Raw genomic sequence first — 17,309 nt, 5'->3', positions numbered from 1 at the left:
TCGCACCGGGATGGGGCACGACGCAGACGAAGCGTCAAAGCGGGTGGGGGGATTCTACAGGAGCGCGAAATGCGCGCGCGCGGGGCCGCGCCGAGGCATGCTTCGAACTTCGTCGAGCCCGAAACGCACGCGGCGCGGCAGGCGGGAGAACCGCTTGCCGCGCCGCGTGTGACGGGGTCTGCGCGATCAGTTGCCGGCGATCGTGTCGACCGGCTTGAACGCGCCGTGCTCGACCTTGTAGATCGTCACCGGCGCATCCTTCAGGTCGCCCTTTGCGTCGTACGCGATGCTCGGGGCCGACACGCCCTTGATCGACACCTTGCCGAGATACGGCGTATAGACCTTCGGGTCGGTCGAGTTCGCGTCCTTCATCGCGGTGAGCAGCGCAATCGTGCCGTCGTACGAATAGGGCGAATAGGTGATCACGTCTTCGTTGAAGCGTGCCTTGTAGCGCGATGCGTAGCCGGCGAAGCCCGGCATCTTTTCCTTCGGCAGCCCGCCCATGTAGACGATCGCGCCTTCGGCCGCGTCGCCGCCGACCTTCAGGAACGTCGGCGAGCGCGACATCTCGCCGGTCACGAAGGCGGACTTCATCCCGAGCTGGCGCATCTTGCGGATCATCGGCGACGACTGCGCATCGCCGCCGCCGTAGAAGATCGCGTCCGGGTTGATGCCCTTCAGGTTGGTCAGGATTGCGGAGAAGTCGAGCGCCTTGTCGTTCGTGAAGTCGCGCTTGACGATCGTGCCGCCCGCGGCCTGCACGGCCTTCGCGAATTCGTCGGCGATGCCCTGGCCGTAGGCCGTGCGGTCGTCGATGATCGCGATGCGCTTGAAGCGCAGCGTCTTCACCGCATACGTGCCGACGATGCGGCCGGCCTGCGCGTCGCTCGTCAGCAGCCGGTAGGTCGTCTTGTAGCCGCGCGCCGTGTATTGCGGCGACGTCGCCATCGAGATCTGCGGCAGCCCCGCGCGATCGTACAGGTCGGACGCCGGAATGCTCGTGCCCGAGTTGAAGTGGCCGATGACCCCGCGGACGTTGTCGTCGATCAGCCGCTGCGCGACCGTCGTGCCGGTGCGCGGGTCGGCCTGGTCGTCCTGCGAGTCGAGCTGGAACGTGACCGGCTTGCCGCCGATCGTCGGATTCGTCGCGTTGAAATCGGCGATCGCGAGTTGCACGCCCTTCTGCATGTCCGAGCCGTAGTTCGACTGCGGCCCCGTCAGCGGTGCGGCGAAACCGATCTTGACGACGTCGGCGGCGATGGCGTGTGCGCCCGACAGTGCGCAGGCAGCAGCCAGCGCGACGTGCGATACCTTCAGCTTCACTTTCACTTCCCCTTGATGGCATGGTTGGGCCGCCGCCGGCCAGCCGGCCGGCGCGGTAAACCGGGCGAGACGTATCGGGTTGCAGGCGTTTCCGAAAGCCGTGCGGGGTGTGCCATGCGCTGCGCGGGTTGTGCCGGAATCGGCGTGCGCGGCGACGGCGGGATGTCGTCTCGTAACCGTGGATCGAAGTCTAGGTAGCGAAAATGCGCGCGTCTTGCGCGTTCGGAGCGCAGCCGGCGACGATTTCGGCATATCGTCGATAACCCTGATATATGCTGAAATCGTCATGCCCAGTGCGCAAACGCGCCAAGACGCGACACGCCGGCATTTTTAGGATGGCGGGTTCGGGCGCGCGGAGTCTCGGTGCGGGCGGGGTGAGCCGATCGCGTCGGCAGCGCCGGCCGTGCGCGACGCCAGGCAACGTGCCGATGCGAAATCGTGCCGGCCGGACATGCGTGCGGCGCAGTGGTTGCGCGCACAACCGCACGGCGCGTGGCGTGCTTGCCGGCCCACGCGGTCGCCCGATCAGTGCCGATCGGCGGCGCGTTGCGCTTGCCGCCATTCGCCGGGCCGCCCGATCGCTGGCCCGCGATCGCCGCGACGCGTTCGAGACGGCGCTCCTATAATCGACGCCATCAGCCACCCCCTTCGCAGATGCCGGGATGACGACCTTGCTTGCCGCACCGCCCATGAGCCTGTCCGATACGTTGCGCTACCAGCCCGACAACGCCGATCTCGGCGCGATGCTCGCGCACTTCCGCCTGCTCGAGCCGGTGTTCGATGCGCTGCCCGACGTCGCGTTCTTCGTGAAGGACGCGAACGGCCGCTACGCGCTCGTCAACCGCACGCTGGCGATGCGTTGCGGCTACAAGGACAAGCGCGACCTGCTCGGCAAGACGACCGACGAAGTGTTTCCGCGCCGCTTCGGCAAGACCTATTTCGAGCAGGACATGGCGACGATCACCGCAGGCCAGCAGCTGATGGACCAGCTCGAGCTGCATCTGTATCCGGGACGCCAGCCGGGCTGGTGCCTGACCTGCAAGGAGCCGCTGCGCGACGCGGCCGGCAAGGTGGTCGGCCTCGCGGGCATCTCGCGCGACCTGAAGGCGCACGAGGGCTCGCATCCGGCCTACAGCAAGCTCGCCGACGTGGTGCAGCACATCCAGGATCACTACGTGCAGCCGCTGAACCTGAAGCAGCTCGCGCAGATGGCGGGGATGTCGGTCGCGCAGCTGGAGCGCTACTTCCACAAGGTGTTTCACCTGACGCCGCGCCAGGTGCTGCTGAAGACGCGGCTCGATGCGGCCACGGCGCTGCTGGTCACGCACGACAAGGTGACCGACGTCGCGGCGCTATGCGGGTATACGGATCACAGCGCGTTCACGCGCCAGTTCAAGGCGACGGTCGGCGTGACGCCGACGGAATACCGGCTGATGCTGCAGGACCGGGCCGGGTGAAGTGACGCGCCGGCCGGGCCGGCGGATCTGAAGGGGCGAGACGGGGTTCGGCGCGCGGCGGCTCAGCGGTAGCCGAGCCCTTTCAGGACGGCCGTGCCGTTTTCGGTCAGCCGGAAGCTCGGCGCCGTGTCGGCGTCGAGCTTGATCATCTCGACGAGGCCGGCTTCCTGCAGCGCCGGCAATTCGGGTTTGGCGTTCGCGCCGATCGGCGCGTGCAGCAGCACGAGCAGCGTCGCGATTTCATGATGGCTGAGCAAACGGCGCAGCATCGTCTTTTTCACTGGGGGGGCGGCCGGGCGGCCCGCGGGTGCATCTACGGCGCTCATCGCTGTCCTCCTTTTCGGGATATCCGTCGGGTACTGGTTGCGGATGGTGCCGTCGGAGACTTAAGCGATTCTTAAAACGGCCGCGGCCGCGCGGATGCTGCGGTGCGGTGTGCGTTACCGGATGTTAACGCCCGCCGGGCGGCGGTTTCCGGCCACCCGCGGCCAGCCTTGCCGGGCGAGGCGCCGCAGCGGGATTCACCACGTTGGTGCGCCGGCGCGGCGCGCGTCGCGGGGTCGGCGTGTTTTTCTCATTCGATTCGACCCCGGAACGAAATTCCCTTGCTCCGTTATTTCCTGCGCTGGGCCTGCGCGGCGAGCCGCACGGCCGCGTTGGCCGCGCCGTAGCCGTCGTAGCCGCCGCGCCGCTCGACGATTTCGAGCGAGAAGCGGTTGTCGACCAGCTCGGTATACGCGTGCAGGAATTCACCGCCGTTTTCGTCGCGGTCGTACAGCAGGTGGTGGGCGCTCAGCGTGTCGATCAGCTCGTCCGGCAACGCATAGCGCGCGGCCAGATCGTCGTAGTAGTTCGGCGGGATCCGCAGGAACGGCACCCCGTCGGCCGCGAACGCGGCGACCGTCTTCACGATGTCGTCGGTCCGGAACGCGACGTGGTTCAGCCCCGTGCCGTGATAGCGGTCGAGCGATTCGGCGACGGCCGTATGACGGTCGACCGACGCATTCAGCGCGATCCGCACCGAACCGTCCGTGCTGCGCACTGCGCGGCTGCGCATCAGGCCGTACGGATCGGGCACGAGCCAGCTGCGCTCGGCCTCGAAGCCGAAGGCGGTCTTGAAGAACAGGATCCACGTGTCGAGTGCGTCGGCCGGCAGCGCGAGGCAGACGTGGTCGATGCCCGTCAGCGGGCCGACCTCGCTCGGGCCGTCGATGTCGGTCAGCACGAAATCCGATTCATACAGCGTCGGCGCGTTCGGCGTCTCGTCGACGAAGTATTCGAGGCTGCCGTCCGGCGCCTGCACGCCCGGCAGCACGCGCTCGTTCGGGCCGACACGCCCGGAAAACGGCGCGTAGCCGAAGCCGGCCGCGCGCTCGAATGCCACTTTCGCATCGTCGACGCGGAACGCCGACGCACACAGCGACAACCCGTGCTGCTGGAAGAACGCGTCGGCGAACGAGTCGCGCTCGGCGTTCAGCACGATCGACGCGGCACCGTGCTGGAACAGCGTCACGTCCTTCGACCGATGGTGGCCTGCGAGCCGGAACCGCATCCGGCCGAGCCATTCGCCGACGGTGGCCGCCGCCTGCGCGTCGACCGCGAATTCGATGAACTGGAACCCGACGTGCGCGGGCGGTGCCGGCGGCGCGAACAGCGGCTGGTCGGCAGCCGGCGCGCGGCCGTCCTGCGCGAGTCGCGCGCGCGTCAGTTCTTCCAGATAGAGCAGCGAGCGGTGGCCGTCGGCGGCCGTGATCGCGGTCGGCGCGGCGCGGAAGCCGTCGTTGAAGATCTCGAGCGACAGCGGCCCCTTGTAACCGGACTCGATCACGCGGGCAGTGAAGTGCGCGAGGTCGAAGTCGCCCTGGCCGGGGAACGAGCGGTAATGGCGGCTCCATTCGAGCACGTCCATCGCGAGCTTTGGCGCATCGGCGATCTGCACGAACGCGATCCGGTCGCCCGGGATGTCGGCGATCGCGTCCGGCGAATCGTCGAGCGACAGCGTATGGAAGCTGTCGAGCGCGAGGCCGAGGTGCGGGCTGTTCACCGCGTTCACGAGCCGCCACGCATGGCCGTACCGGTTCACGACGCGGCCCCACGCGAGCGCCTCGTACGCGGCGATCACGCCCGCCTGCCGCGCGGCTTCGGCGAGCGCGCCGAACTGGTCGACCAGCAGCGCGTCGTCCGCGATCGTGTCGGGCGCCACGCTGCTGCACACCAGGATGCGGTCGGTGCCGAGCGCGTGCATCACGTCGAACTTGCGGCGGATGCGGTCGAGATTGCGGGCGAGTTGGGCCGGGCTCACGCCCTCGAAGTCGCGAAACGGCTGGAACAGCACGATGTCGAGGCCGAGATCGGCAGCCATGCGCCGCACGTCGGCGGGCGATCCGTCGAAGTAGACGAGGTCGTTCTCGAAGATTTCGACACCGTCGAAGCCGGCGGCCTGGATGGCGGCGAGCTTCTCGGCGAGCGTGCCGGACAGTGACACGGTGGCGATCGAGCGCTGCATGGGCGAATCCTGCGGATGAGCGGGGTGTGGCGTCGGCCGGATCGGGCCGGAATGAACCAGTCGTTGAATTACCGGTGAGCGCCATATCCCGAATTTACTAGGGGAGTGAGTGAAATTATACAAACTAACTAGGTGGTACAAATTAGCGAAAACCCGAAAAGACATTGCGCTTGCGCAAGCGCACACTAGCGCCAAATCTTGACGTCAGAGGGCGAAGTCGACTAGCGATTCGCCCCTGTTTTAGGAGCAGAAACACCATGAGCAAGCACAAGGTGCTGGTGCTGAACGGCCCGAACCTGAATCTGCTGGGGACCCGCGAGCCCCATATCTACGGCGCGGAGACCCTCGCCGACCTCGAGCAGCGTTGCCGCACGGCGGCCGACGGGCTCGGGCTGGAGATCGACTTCCGCCAGTCGAACGCCGAGCACCAGCTGATCGACTGGCTGCATGCCGCGCGTCACGACACGCACGGCATCGTGATCAACCCGGCCGCCTACACGCACACGTCGGTCGCGCTGGCCGACGCGCTGTCCGCGATCGCGAAACCCGTGATCGAGGTGCATATCTCGAACGTGCATCGCCGCGAGGCATTCCGTCACCACTCTTATGTGTCGGCGGTGGCCGAAGCCGTGATTTGCGGCTGCGGCACCGAAGGCTACGTATTCGCGCTGCAGCGCCTGTCGACCATTTTTGCCCAAGGAGCCGCACGATGAGCCGCCCGTCTTTTCTGATCGGCCTGATCGGCCAGGGCATCGGCGGTTCGCTGTCGCCCGCGATGCACGAGGAAGAAGGCTTCCGCCAGGGATTCGGCTACGTGTACCGGCGCATCGATCTGGACGTGCTCGGCGTGACCGCCGACGCGCTGCCGGAACTGCTCGATGCCGCGCAGCGGATGGGCTACAACGGGCTCAACATCACGCATCCGTGCAAGCAGCGCGTGATCGAGCACCTCGACGCACTGTCGGACGACGCGCGCGCGCTCGGCGCGGTCAACACCGTGCTGTTCAAGGACGGCAAGCGGATCGGCCACAACACCGACTGGTCGGGTTTCGCGAAGTCGTTCCGCCGCGGGCTGCCCGATGCGTCGCTCGAACGTGTCGTGCAGCTCGGCGCGGGCGGCGCGGGCGCGGCCGTCGCGCATGCGGCGCTGCAGATGGGTGCCGCCGAACTGACGATCGTCGACGTCGACGGCACGCGCGCCACCGCGCTCGCGGGTGAACTGCAGCAGCGCTTCCCGGCCGCCCGGGTCACGCCGGGCAGCGATCTCGCGGCCGCGATGCAGGCCGCGACCGGCCTGATCCATTGCACGCCGACCGGCATGGCCAAGCATCCGGGCCTGCCGTTGCCGGCCGAGCTGCTCCGCGCGGGCATGTGGGTCGCCGACATCGTGTATTTCCCGCTCGAAACCGAACTGATCCGCGCCGCGCGCGCGGCCGGCTGCGCGACGCTGCCGGGCGGCGGGATGGCCGTGTACCAGGCCGTCGATGCGTTCGAGATCTTCACCGGACGAACGCCGGACGACGAACGGATGTTCGAACACTTTCAGTCGCTAGTCGCACGCTGACCCTACCGACTAGCTGAAAAATAGACCAGGAGACAACCATGCAGCACACCACCCACACGAACGCCGCGCCCGCGGCGGCCGGTACGGTCCGGCGGACCTCGGCGCGCTACAAGATCCTCGCGCTGCTCGCGATCGGCACGATGATCAACTATCTCGACCGTACCGTGCTGGGGGTGGCTGCGCCGCAGCTCACCAAGGAGCTCGGCATCAACGCGGCCGTGATGGGCATCATGTTCTCCGCGTTCTCGTGGACGTACGTCGCGATGCAGGTGCCCGGCGGCCTGTTCCTCGACCGCTTCGGCAGCAAGATCACCTATTACTGGTCGATGACGCTGTGGTCGCTGTGCACGCTCCTGCAGGGCTTCGTGCCCGGCGTCGGGACGCTGCTCGCATGCCGGCTCGGCCTCGGCGTGACGGAAGCGCCGTGTTTCCCGACCAACAGCCGCGTCGTCGCGACGTGGTTCCCGCAGAATGAACGTGCGATGGCGACCGGCACCTACACCGTCGGCGAGTACATCGGTCTCGCGTTCTTCAGCCCCGTGCTGTTCGCGCTGATGGGTGCGTTCGGCTGGCGTTCGCTGTTCTGGGTCGTCGGTGGGGTCGGCATCGTGTTCGGCCTGGTCTGGTGGAAGTTCTATCACGAGCCGCGCAACCATCCGGCCGCGAATTCGGAAGAACTCGCGTACATCGAAGCGGGCGGCGGTCTCGTGCACGGCGCGCGCAAGGACGGCGACAAGGGCGGCAAGCCCGCCCAGGCCAAGTTCAGCTGGGCGATGGCCGGCCAGCTGCTGAAGAAGCGCCAGCTCGCGGGGATCTGCCTCGGCCAGTTCGCCGGCAACTCGACGCTTGTGTTCTTCCTGACCTGGTTCCCGACCTATCTCGCGACCGAGCGCCATATGGGCTGGCTGAAGATCGGCTTCTTCGCGATCATGCCGTTCATCGCCGCGTCGGTCGGCGTGATGTTCGGCGGGATCTTCTCCGACTGGTTGCTGCGCCGCGGCAAGTCCGCGAACCTCGCACGCAAGCTGCCGATCATCGCCGGCCTGCTGCTCGCGTCGACGATCATTCTCGCGAACTACGTGCAAAGCAACGAAGCCGTGATCGCGATCATGTCGGTCGCGTTCTTCGCGCAGGGGATGGCCGCGCTCGGCTGGACGCTCGTGTCCGACATCGCGCCGGACGGCCTGCTCGGCGTGACCGGCGGCATCTTCAACTTCGCGGCGAACCTCGCGGGCATCATCACGCCGCTCGTCGTCGGCTTCATCGTCGCGTCGACCGGCTCGTTCGTCGGTGCGCTGGTGTTCATCGGCGTGATCGCGTTGATCGGTGCGCTGTCGTACATCTTCGTCGTCGGCGATATCAAGCGGATCGAACTGTAAGCACCGGCTCCACGCACTCTCGGTGCGTTCGCCCGGCGACCTGTGGGTCGCCGGGCTTTTTTGTATCCGTTCGCGACTGCGGAGCGGTTCAGGCCGCCGCGCTCACGCGTGCTGTATCGTGATCCCGAGCGATTCGACCGCCTGCGCGATCGCCGCCACCGCCCGCAGGATGTCGCCGGCATCGATCGCGCCGATGCAGCCGACGCGGAACGTCTCGAGTTGCGTCAGCTTGCCCGGATACAGGATGAAGCCCGCGTCGCGCACCGCGTCGTAGAAGCGGCGGAAGTCGTAGGCCGGATGGTCGGGCGCATGGAACGTGACGATCACCGGCGCCTGCACGCCGGCGTCGAGAAACGGCGTGAAGCCGAGCGCGCGCATCGATTCGATCAATGTCCGGCAGTTTTCCGCATAGCGCGCACCGCGCGCGGGCTGGCCGCCTTCGGCCAGGTACTGGTCGAGCGCGGCGCGCAGCGCGGCGATCACGTGGGTCGGCGGTGTGAAACGCCACTGGCCCGTCTTGCACAGGTACGCGTACTGATCGTGGAGGTCTAGCGCGAGCGACCGCGAGTTGCCTTCGCACGCGTCGAGCGCAGCGCGCCGCACGATCGCGAACCCCATCCCCGGCACGCCTTCCAGGCATTTGCCGCTCGCCGAGATCAGCGCGTCGATCCCGCTGTCCGCCAGCGTGATCGGCAGCGCGCCGAACGAACTCATCGCATCGACGATCAGCCGCTTGCCGTGCCGCCGGCACACGGCCGCGATCGCGTCGAGCGGATTCAGGATGCCGGCACTCGTTTCCAGGTGCACCAGCGCGACGTGCGTGATGCGCGGCTCGCGCGCGAACGCGGCTTCGACCGTCGCCGGGTCGACCGCCGCGTTCTCGCCGAACGGCAACGCGATCGCCTCGATGCCGAGCCGGCCGAGGATCTTCAGGATGCGCGCGCAATACGCGCCGTTGTCCGGCACCAGCACGACGCCGTCGCGCGGCACCAGCGTGCCGAGCGCGGCTTCGACCGAAAACGTGCCGCTGCCTTGCATCGGCACGCACACGTATGCGTCGCCGCCGCGTGCGATCGCGACGAGATCCGCGCAGACGCTCGCCGTCAATTGATTGAAAGCGGCGTCCCACGAGCCCCAGTCGTGCTGCATTGCGTGGCGTGTTGTGGTGGACGTGGTAAGTGGGCCGGGCGTGAGCAGAATCGGGTCCGGCATCATTTTTCTCCAGCAAAGATCGGATGAAACGCCAGGGCGGCATTTCTGAATGACTTGCATGATATTGGCAAAATGTGTCATTTTTTGGAAATTGTGGCGCGCGTCACGGCGGTGTCATCGAACGCTGTGATCCTTCGGTTGCCGCGCGAAACCACCTGCAGCGCGGCAGCGAGGCAGGCCGGTTGTCGGTCTGTCCGACTGACAGGAGCCGGATCGTGCACCGGCCGTCTGGTGTTCCGCCTACGGAGAAGTGAGATGACACTGCAGAATTCCTCGCGCGCCGCCGCCGGCGCGTTCCGCAAGCTCGCGCTGGCCGCCTGCGCCGCCGGTCTGCTGCAAGGCGCCGCGATGCCCGCGCACGCGGCGAACGCGGTCGTGCTGTATACGGCGGACGGTCTCGAGAACCTCTATCGCGATGTGCTGCCGGCGTTCGAGAAGAAGGAAGGCGTCAAGGTCAACATCGTGACGGCGGGCAGCGGCGAGGTCGTCAACCGCGCGAACATCGAAAAGAATTCGCCGAAGGCGGACGTGATCGTCACGCTGCCGCCGTTCATCCAGCAAGCCGGCCAGATGGGCCTGCTGCAGCCGTACCAGAGCGTGAACTACAAGAACGTGCCGGCGATCGCGAAGGCGGAAGACGGCACCTGGGCGACGTTCGTGAACAACTACTTCTCGTTCGCGATCAACCCGGACGTCGTGAAGAACCAGCCGAAGACGTTCGCCGACCTGCTGTCGCCGGCCTACGCGGGCAAGGTTGCGTACTCGAACCCGGCCACCGCCGGCGACGGGATGGCCGTGCTGATCCTGACGACGTCGCTGATGGGCGAGGACAAGGCGTTCGACTACCTCGCGAAGCTGTCGCAGAGCGTGAAGTTCCACACGAAGGGCACCGGCTACCTGAACGTGCTGCTGTCGCGTAACGAGATCAGCGTCGCGAACGGCGACCTGCAGATGGACCTCGACGACGCCGAGCACGGCGCGCTGTCCGTCAAGCCGATCTTCCTGTCCGCGAAGGACGGCGACCAGCCGACCACGTTCCAGCTGCCGTACGGCATCGGCCTGATCAAGAGCGGCCCGAACCAGGACGCCGGCAAGAAGCTGATCGACTACCTGATGTCGACCGACGTGCAGTCGAAGGTGCCGGACATGTACGGCATCCCGGGCCGCACGGACGTGCCGCTGGCCGGCAAGAACGGCGAGGCGGTGAAGAAGGCGATCGCAGGCGTGAAGCTGATCCCGGTCGACTGGACCCAGGTGATGGCGAAGAAGCCGGTGTGGATCGAGCGCTGGAAGAAGGACGTGATCGGCAGCTCGGGCAAGCAGCTCGATGTCGTCAAGCCGAAGTGATCGGCGCACGCTGCCTGTATTAGTGAGCAAGAGGATGAACCCGGTGGAAACCACCCTGACCCATCCCGGCGCATTCGGCGCCGCCGAACCGTACGCCACGCTGCGGTCCGGCGCGCCGGGCGGCGTGCAGATCGAGCACCTCAGCGTGCGCTACGGCGCACGCACGGTGCTGGAAGATCTGTCGCTGTCGATCGGCGCCGGCGAATTTCTGACCGTGCTCGGCAAGAGCGGCTGCGGCAAGACCACGCTGCTGCGCTTCATCGCCGGGTTCGTGAAGGCCGACGGCCTGACCGGCACGCTGACCGTGGCCGGACGCGACCTGACCCATGCGCCGCCGCACAAGCGCAATCTCGGTCTGCTGTTCCAGAATTACGCGCTGTTCCCGCACCTGTCGGTGTTCGAGAACGTCGCATTCGGGCTGCGCGCACGCGGCATGGCGTCGCCGGAAGTGACGCGTCGCGTCGCCGACGCGCTGAAGCTCGTGCAGCTCGGCGACGCGGGCCACCATCTGCCCGCGCAACTGTCCGGCGGGATGCAGCAGCGCGTCGCGCTGGCGCGCGCGCTCGTGATCGAGCCGGACGTGCTGCTGCTCGACGAGCCGCTGTCGGCGCTCGACGCCAACCTGCGCGCATCGGTGCGCAGCGAACTGAAGGCGCTGCACGAGCGGCTGCCGAACCTGACCGTCGTCTGCGTGACGCACGACCGCGACGACGCGCTCGTGCTGTCCGACCGCGCGCTGCTGATGCGCGACGGCCGCATCGCGCAACTCGGCACGCCGCAGCAGCTGTACGACGCGCCGCGGGACGGCTACGTCGCGCGCTATCTCGGCCCGGCCAACCTGCTGCCGCCGCACGTGATCTTCCCGCTCGGCGACCCGCGTCACGACGTGCGCGGCAAGGTCGCGTGCGTGCGCCCCGAGCGGCTGACCGTGATGCCGCTCGCGGCGGGCGGCCTGCACGGCACGGTGTCGTCGGTCGAATGGCAGGGCGCGGACCTGTCGATCGCGGTCATGATCGACGCGGCGCCCGACGAACCCGTGCGCGTGACGATGCAACGCGGCCGCGGCGCGGCTCCCGAGCGCGGTGCGCGCGTGTCCCTGCATTGCGAGGCAGACGATGTCGTCCTTATCGAGCCCTGAAGCCGGCCTGCCGCCGCACGTGCTCGCGTCGGCCGCCGCGCATGCCGCCGCCGCGCGGCGCCGCAAGCGCATGGGCGACCTGCACCTCGCCGCGCTCGCGATCGTCGTGCTCGGCCCGCTCGTCGTCTATCCGCTGGTGCGGCTCGTGCTGCTGAGCGTGTCCGGCGATCACGGGCTGAGCTTTGCCGCATACCGGACCTTCTTCGGCAACCCCGATACGCGCAACGTGCTGCTGACGACGGTCGGCGTGCTGTTCGCGAGCGCCGGCACCGCATCGGTGCTCGGCGTGCTGCTGGCCGCGCTGCTGTTCTTCAAGCCGTTCCCGGGCGCGTCGCTCGTCACGCGCTTCCTGGAACTGTACGTCGCGTTCCCGTCGTTCCTCGTCGCGTTCACCTTGATCTTCCTGTACGGCTCGCAAGGCTCGATCAGCATCGCGCTGCAGCACCTGTTCCATCTCGAGAACCCGCCGCTCGACTTCCTGTTCGGCATCGGCGGCGTGATCCTCGCGCAGACCGTGTTCTATACGCCGTTCGTCGTGCGGCCGACGCTCGCGTCGTTCGCGACGCTCGACCTGCGCCTGATCGAAGCGGCGCGCAGCCTTGGCGCGTCCGGCTGGATGCTCGCGCGCCGCGTCGTGCTGCCGATCGCGTGGCCGGGCATCGCCGCCGGCACGGTGCTGTGTTTCCTGCTGACGCTGAACGAGTTCGGGATCCTGCTCGTGCTCGGCAGCGCGCGGCTCGTGACGCTGCCGGTCGCGATCTACAGCAGCGCGACCGTCGACCTCGACCTGCCGACCGCGTCGGCCGGCGCGGTCGTGATGCTCGCGCTGTCGCTGGCGCTCTATACGGTTTATCGCCGGGTGAACCGGCGTGCGACGGGAGGGAACGATGTCCGCTGAATTCCGTATCGGGCAAGCCGTGCCGCGTCACCGGATCGGCTGGAGCGACACGCTGCTCAAGCATGCGTCGCGCGCCGTGCTCGCGCTGGCCGCGTTCGCCTGCTTCTGGCTGTTCGTGCTGCCGGTCGTCGTCGTCGCGCTGTCGAGCGTGTCGACGCAATGGTCGGGCACGATCCTGCCGGCCGGCTACAGTCTGCGCTGGTTCGAGCGGCTCGGGTCGCCGGAATACGACGCGCTGCTGACGAGCCTCGAAATCGGCTTCGGCGTGTCGGCGATCGGCACGATCCTCGGGCTGTGGCTTGCGCTTGCACTCGAGGGACGCGACCGGCGCGGTCTCGGCGCGGTCGTCGACGCGCTCGTGATGGTGCCGAACGGCGTGCCGAGCGTCGTGCTCGGGCTCGCGGTGCTGATCGCGTATCACCAGAAGCCGCTCGACCTGTCGAGCTCCGCGGCGATCGTCGTGCTCGTGCAGCTCGCGCTGATCCTGCCGTTCTGCTATCGCTGCGCGGCCGCCGCGCTGCGCCCGGAATTGACCGTGCTGCGCGAAGCGGCGGCGAGCCTCGGTGCTCCGCCCGCGATGGTGCTGCGCCGCGTGCTGCTGCCGCAGCTCGTGCCGGCGCTGCGCGCGAGCCTCGCGCTCGGCTTCGCGCTGTCGCTCGGCGAACTCGGCGCGACGCTGACCGTCTACCCGCCGGGTTTCGCGACCGTGCCGATCGTCGTGATCGGCCAGGTTGAGCGCGGCTATTACCTGCCCGCCTCGGCGTTGTCGCTGCTGATGCTCGGCGCGTCGCTCGCGGCGCTGCTGCTGATCGCCGCGCGCGTGCCGCGCGGCAAGCGGGCGGCATCATGAACGCCGCATTCGCATTGCGACAGCCCGGCGAGCAATCGGCCGCGGGCAAGGGTTCGGCGGATCTCGCGGGACGTTCCGTCGACGTCAACGGCCGACGCTACCGGCTACCGGTCGAACCGACCGTCGTCATCTGCGTCGACGGCTGCGAGTACGACTATCTCGAGCGTGCGGTGGAAGCGGGCGTCGCGCCGTTCATCGGCCGGATGATCGCGCAAGGCACCGCGTGGCGCGCCGACTGCGTCGTGCCGACCTTCACCAACCCGAACAACCTGTCGATCGTCTGCGGCGTGCCGCCGTCGGTCCACGGAATCTGCGGCAACTACTTCTGGGATCCGGTTGCCGACGGCGGTCGCGGCGCCGAAGTGATGATGAACGACCCGGCCTACCTGCGGGCCGGCACGCTGCTCGCGGCGGCGTCCGACGCCGGCGCGCGGGTGGCCGTCGTCACGGCGAAGGACAAGCTGCGCCGGCTGCTCGGCTGGCAGATGAACGGCATCTGTTTTTCCGCCGAGAAGGCCGCGCAGGCGAATCTCGCGGAAAACGGGATCGTCGACGTGCTCGACTGGGTCGGCCTGCCGTCGCCGGACGTGTACAGCGCGGCATTGTCCGAATTCGTGTTCGCGGCCGGCGTGCGGCTCGCGCAGACGCGCCAGGTCGACCTGATGTACCTGTCGACCACCGACTACGTGCAGCACAAGTGCGAGCCGGGCAGTCCTGGCGCGAACGCGTTCTACGCGATGATGGACCGCTATCTCGCGCAGCTCGACGCGCTCGGCTGGGCGATCGGGCTCACGGCCGACCACGGGATGAACGCGAAGCACGATCCGGCCACGGGCCGCCCGAACGTGATCTATCTTCAGGATGCGTTCGACGGCTGGTTCGGTGCGCGGGCCGCACGCGTGATCCTGCCGATCACCGATCCGTACGTTGTGCACCACGGCGCGCTCGGCTCGTTCGCGACCGTCTACCTGGCGCCCGGCGTCGACCGGATCGAAGCGATGTGGCGCGTCGGCGGGCTCGACGGCGTCGAGCTCGTACTCGACAACGCGGAAGCGGCCGCGCGCTTCGAACTGCCGGCCGACCGGATCGGCGACCTCGTCGTGATCGGTCGGCGCGACATGACGCTCGGCACGCGCGAGCGCGAACACGACCTGTCCGGCCTGACCGTGCCGCTGCGTTCGCACGGCGGCGTGTCCGAGCAGGAGGTGCCGCTGCTGTTCAACCGTCGGATCGAGCGGGACGACCCTGCACGTCGTCCGCGCAACTTCGACGTCTTCGATTTCGTGCTGAATCGGGTCGCGACATGATGGCTCACCCCCGACAGGATCACCCCGCGTTTCGCGCCGAGGCGCTGCGCTGGTGCGGCACGCGCGCGACGCGCGACCGTGTGCTCGACGTCGCCGATCCGTACACCGGCACGCGCGTCGGTACGGCGCCGCTGGCGAGCGTCGACGATGTGCGCGCCGCGTTCGACTACGCGATGGCGTACCGGCCCGCGCTCACGCGCTACGAGCGTTCGCAGATCCTCGAGCGCGCGGCCGCGCTGCTGCGCGAGCGTGCCGAGGAGGCGTCCGACCTGATCACGCTCGAGTCGGGATTGTCGAAACAGGATTCGCGCTACGAGATCGGTCGCGTTGCCGACGTGCTGAAGTTTGCGTCGGTCGAGGCGCTGCGCGACGACGCGCAGAGTTTCTCGTGCGACCTGACGCCCCACGGCAAGGCGCGCCGCGTGTTCTCGCAGCGCCAGCCGCTCGACGGCGTGATCGTCGCGATCACGCCGTTCAATCACCCGATGAACCAGGTCGCGCACAAGATCGCGCCGGCGATCGCGACCAACAACCGCGTGATCGTGAAGCCGTCGGAGAAGGTGCCGCTGTCGGCGTTCTATCTGGCGGACCTGTTGTATGAAGCCGGTTTGCCGGAGCCGATGCTGCAGGTGCTGACCGGCGACCCGCGCGAAATCGCGGACGAACTCGTCACGCATCCGCATGCATCGCTGATCACCTTTACGGGCGGCGTGTCGATCGGCAAGGCGATCGCCGCGCGGGCGGGCTATCGGCGCATCGTGCTGGAGCTGGGCGGCAACGATCCGCTGATCGTCCTCGACGATGCCGATCTGGAACGTGCGGCATCGCTGGCCGTGCTCGGTTCGTACCGGAATTCGGGGCAGCGCTGCACGGCCGTCAAGCGGATCCTGGTACAGCGCTCGGTCGCGCCGGCGTTCACTGAGTTGCTCGTCGAGAAGACACGCGCCTGGAAGTACGGCGATCCGTTCGATTCCGCGAACGAAATGGGCACGGTGATCGACGACGTGGCGGCGCGGCTGTTCGAGGCGCGTGTGAACGAGGCGGTCGCGCAGGGCGCGCGCCTGCTGACCGGCAACGTGCGGCGCGGCGCGCTGTATGCGCCGACCGTGCTCGACAACGTCGATCCGTCGATGACGATCGTGCGCGAGGAGACCTTCGGCCCCGTTTCGCCCGTCATCGCGTTCGACACGATCGACGACGCGATCCGGATCAGCAACGGCACGGCGTTCGGGCTGTCGTCGGGTGTCTGTACGGACAGTACGGCCGCGGTCGTGCGGTTCGTGAACGAGCTGAACGTCGGGACGGTGAATGTCTGGGAGGTGCCCGGATACCGGATCGAGCTGTCGCCGTTCGGCGGGATCAAGGATTCGGGGCTCGGCTATAAGGAAGGCGTTCAGGAAGCGATGAAGAGCTTCACGAACCTGAAGACGTTTTCGCTGCCTTGGGAGTGAGCGGATGGCACTGACGGTAGACGAGATTCGCGGGCTGTATCGCGAACACGGCCACGTCGCGTACAGCGGCGAACCCGTCACGCAGCTGGAGCATGCGTTGCAGAGCGGCTTGCTGGCAGAGGAGGCGGGTGCTGACGACGCGCTAGTCGCGGCGGCGTTCCTGCACGACCTCGGCCATTTGCTGAATCGGCAGGGCGAGACGCCGAGCGCGCGCGGGATCGACGACCTGCATCAGTATTACGTGTTGCCATTCCTGCGGCCGCTGTTTTCGGACGCGGTTCTGGAGCCGATCCGGCTGCACGTCGACGCGAAGCGTTGCCTGTGCCGCACGGACGCCGGCTACTTCGAGAGCCTGTCGCCGGATTCGGTGCGTAGCCTCGCGCTGCAGGGCGGCATCTTCAGTGAAGCGGAGACGGCGGCATTCCTGCAGCGCCCGTTCGCGGAAGACGCGCTGCGCCTGCGCCGCTGGGACGATACGGCCAAGGAGGCGGGCAAGGTGACGCCGGGTCTCGATCACTATATGGAGATCGTGGCGCGCCAGGTGCGTATGACCTGACGATTCGGCTGCATCCATATAAGGCCCCGCACGCGGCAGCGTGCGGGGCCTTATATTTTTCGCGAAACCCCTTGCGCGATTGCCGGCAGGTGCTTAGAATCACGCCTCTTTCGCGCTAACGGAAACGCAGCGCGGGGGAAGAAGGGAAGCGGTGCGGTGGAGGGCGGGTTGTACGAGCCCCGGCGCACACGAAGTTGAACCCCAGCCGTCGCAACGAAGTAGTTAAAAAGTTGTTGACGAACTGAAAAAGACGGTTCATAATCTCGCTTCTCTGCTGCTGAAAACGCAGCGCTGCTGAGAAGCACGAAGTTTCTCGCAGAC

General features: G+C 67.6%; 16 protein-coding genes. 11 read left to right on the top strand and 5 right to left on the bottom strand.

Annotated elements, in window-relative coordinates; all coding sequences use genetic code 11:
- Positions 1-186: 186 nt before the first annotated feature.
- Positions 187-1,323 carry a branched-chain amino acid ABC transporter substrate-binding protein gene (locus NQV17_RS13305; protein ID WP_257772645.1) on the bottom strand — a complete coding sequence of 379 codons (1,137 nt, stop codon included), beginning with the start codon at positions 1,321-1,323 and terminating at the stop codon, positions 187-189.
- Positions 1,324-1,985: 662 nt separating this feature from the next.
- On the opposite strand from NQV17_RS13305, the gene NQV17_RS13300 reads away from it, so the two are divergent.
- Positions 1,986-2,780 (top strand): AraC family transcriptional regulator, encoded by a 795-nt coding sequence (locus tag NQV17_RS13300; RefSeq protein ID WP_044845733.1) that lies wholly within the window; start codon positions 1,986-1,988, stop codon positions 2,778-2,780.
- Positions 2,781-2,842: 62 nt separating this feature from the next.
- Here NQV17_RS13300 and NQV17_RS13295 read toward each other — a convergent pair whose 3' ends face one another.
- Both NQV17_RS13295 and NQV17_RS13290 read right to left on the bottom strand, forming a co-directional pair.
- Positions 2,843-3,106 carry a hypothetical protein gene (locus tag NQV17_RS13295; protein WP_257772644.1) on the bottom strand — a complete coding sequence of 88 codons (264 nt, stop codon included), beginning with the start codon at positions 3,104-3,106 and terminating at the stop codon, positions 2,843-2,845.
- A gap of 287 nt (positions 3,107-3,393) precedes the next feature.
- Positions 3,394-5,286 carry a bifunctional sugar phosphate isomerase/epimerase/4-hydroxyphenylpyruvate dioxygenase family protein gene (locus NQV17_RS13290; protein ID WP_257772643.1) on the bottom strand — a complete coding sequence of 631 codons (1,893 nt, stop codon included), beginning with the start codon at positions 5,284-5,286 and terminating at the stop codon, positions 3,394-3,396.
- 257 nt (positions 5,287-5,543) lie between these two features.
- Here NQV17_RS13290 and aroQ point away from each other — a divergent pair, with 257 nt between their 5' ends.
- The 3 genes from aroQ to NQV17_RS13275 are packed head-to-tail and all read left to right on the top strand — an operon-like array spanning position 5,544 to position 8,229.
- Positions 5,544-5,999, top strand: coding sequence for a type II 3-dehydroquinate dehydratase (gene aroQ / locus NQV17_RS13285; RefSeq protein ID WP_044845730.1), 456 nt, complete (start codon positions 5,544-5,546; stop codon positions 5,997-5,999).
- Positions 5,996-6,850 (top strand): shikimate dehydrogenase, encoded by an 855-nt coding sequence (locus tag NQV17_RS13280; protein ID WP_257772642.1) that lies wholly within the window; start codon positions 5,996-5,998, stop codon positions 6,848-6,850. The genes aroQ and NQV17_RS13280 overlap by 4 nt, the downstream gene beginning before the upstream one ends.
- A 38-nt stretch (positions 6,851-6,888) precedes the next feature.
- Positions 6,889-8,229 carry an MFS transporter gene (locus NQV17_RS13275; protein WP_124489359.1) on the top strand — a complete coding sequence of 447 codons (1,341 nt, stop codon included), beginning with the start codon at positions 6,889-6,891 and terminating at the stop codon, positions 8,227-8,229.
- A 102-nt stretch (positions 8,230-8,331) separates the two neighbouring features.
- Here the strand turns inward: NQV17_RS13275 and NQV17_RS13270 are convergent, their stop codons facing one another.
- Positions 8,332-9,441, bottom strand: a complete 1,110-nt coding sequence (locus NQV17_RS13270; protein ID WP_257772640.1) for a 2-aminoethylphosphonate--pyruvate transaminase — start codon at positions 9,439-9,441, stop codon at positions 8,332-8,334.
- 255 nt (positions 9,442-9,696) lie between these two features.
- Between NQV17_RS13270 and phnS the strand changes: the two genes are divergently transcribed.
- From phnS to NQV17_RS13235, 7 genes are read left to right on the top strand one after another with little or no spacing between them, the layout of a single operon-like run.
- Positions 9,697-10,788 carry a 2-aminoethylphosphonate ABC transporter substrate-binding protein gene (gene phnS / locus NQV17_RS13265; RefSeq protein WP_226115160.1) on the top strand — a complete coding sequence of 364 codons (1,092 nt, stop codon included), beginning with the start codon at positions 9,697-9,699 and terminating at the stop codon, positions 10,786-10,788.
- A 34-nt stretch (positions 10,789-10,822) separates the two neighbouring features.
- Positions 10,823-11,926, top strand: coding sequence for a 2-aminoethylphosphonate ABC transport system ATP-binding subunit PhnT (gene phnT / locus NQV17_RS13260; RefSeq protein ID WP_257772639.1), 1,104 nt, complete (start codon positions 10,823-10,825; stop codon positions 11,924-11,926).
- Positions 11,904-12,824 (top strand): 2-aminoethylphosphonate ABC transporter permease subunit, encoded by a 921-nt coding sequence (locus NQV17_RS13255; protein WP_124489363.1) that lies wholly within the window; start codon positions 11,904-11,906, stop codon positions 12,822-12,824. The genes phnT and NQV17_RS13255 overlap by 23 nt, the downstream gene beginning before the upstream one ends.
- The gene (gene phnV, locus NQV17_RS13250; protein WP_257772638.1) at positions 12,814-13,674 is read left to right on the top strand and encodes a 2-aminoethylphosphonate ABC transport system, membrane component PhnV; all 861 of its coding nucleotides are present in this window, start codon (positions 12,814-12,816) and stop codon (positions 13,672-13,674) included. Before NQV17_RS13255 ends, phnV begins: the two co-directional genes overlap by 11 nt.
- Positions 13,671-14,981 carry a phosphonoacetate hydrolase gene (gene phnA / locus NQV17_RS13245; RefSeq protein WP_257772637.1) on the top strand — a complete coding sequence of 437 codons (1,311 nt, stop codon included), beginning with the start codon at positions 13,671-13,673 and terminating at the stop codon, positions 14,979-14,981. Before phnV ends, phnA begins: the two co-directional genes overlap by 4 nt.
- Positions 14,978-16,432 (top strand): phosphonoacetaldehyde dehydrogenase, encoded by a 1,455-nt coding sequence (phnY, locus tag NQV17_RS13240; RefSeq protein ID WP_257772636.1) that lies wholly within the window; start codon positions 14,978-14,980, stop codon positions 16,430-16,432. The genes phnA and phnY overlap by 4 nt, the downstream gene beginning before the upstream one ends.
- A 4-nt stretch (positions 16,433-16,436) precedes the next feature.
- Positions 16,437-16,988 carry a phosphonate degradation HD-domain oxygenase gene (locus NQV17_RS13235; protein WP_257772635.1) on the top strand — a complete coding sequence of 184 codons (552 nt, stop codon included), beginning with the start codon at positions 16,437-16,439 and terminating at the stop codon, positions 16,986-16,988.
- Positions 16,989-17,038: 50 nt separating this feature from the next.
- Here NQV17_RS13235 and NQV17_RS13230 read toward each other — a convergent pair.
- A partial coding sequence (locus NQV17_RS13230) for a hypothetical protein (protein WP_257772634.1) occupies positions 17,039-17,309 on the bottom strand: 271 nt, incomplete at its 5' end.

It is taken from the genome of Burkholderia sp. SCN-KJ (assembly GCF_024656005.1).
Lineage (GTDB): Bacteria > Pseudomonadota > Gammaproteobacteria > Burkholderiales > Burkholderiaceae > Burkholderia.
This window is presented reverse-complemented; position numbering and strand designations above follow the sequence as displayed.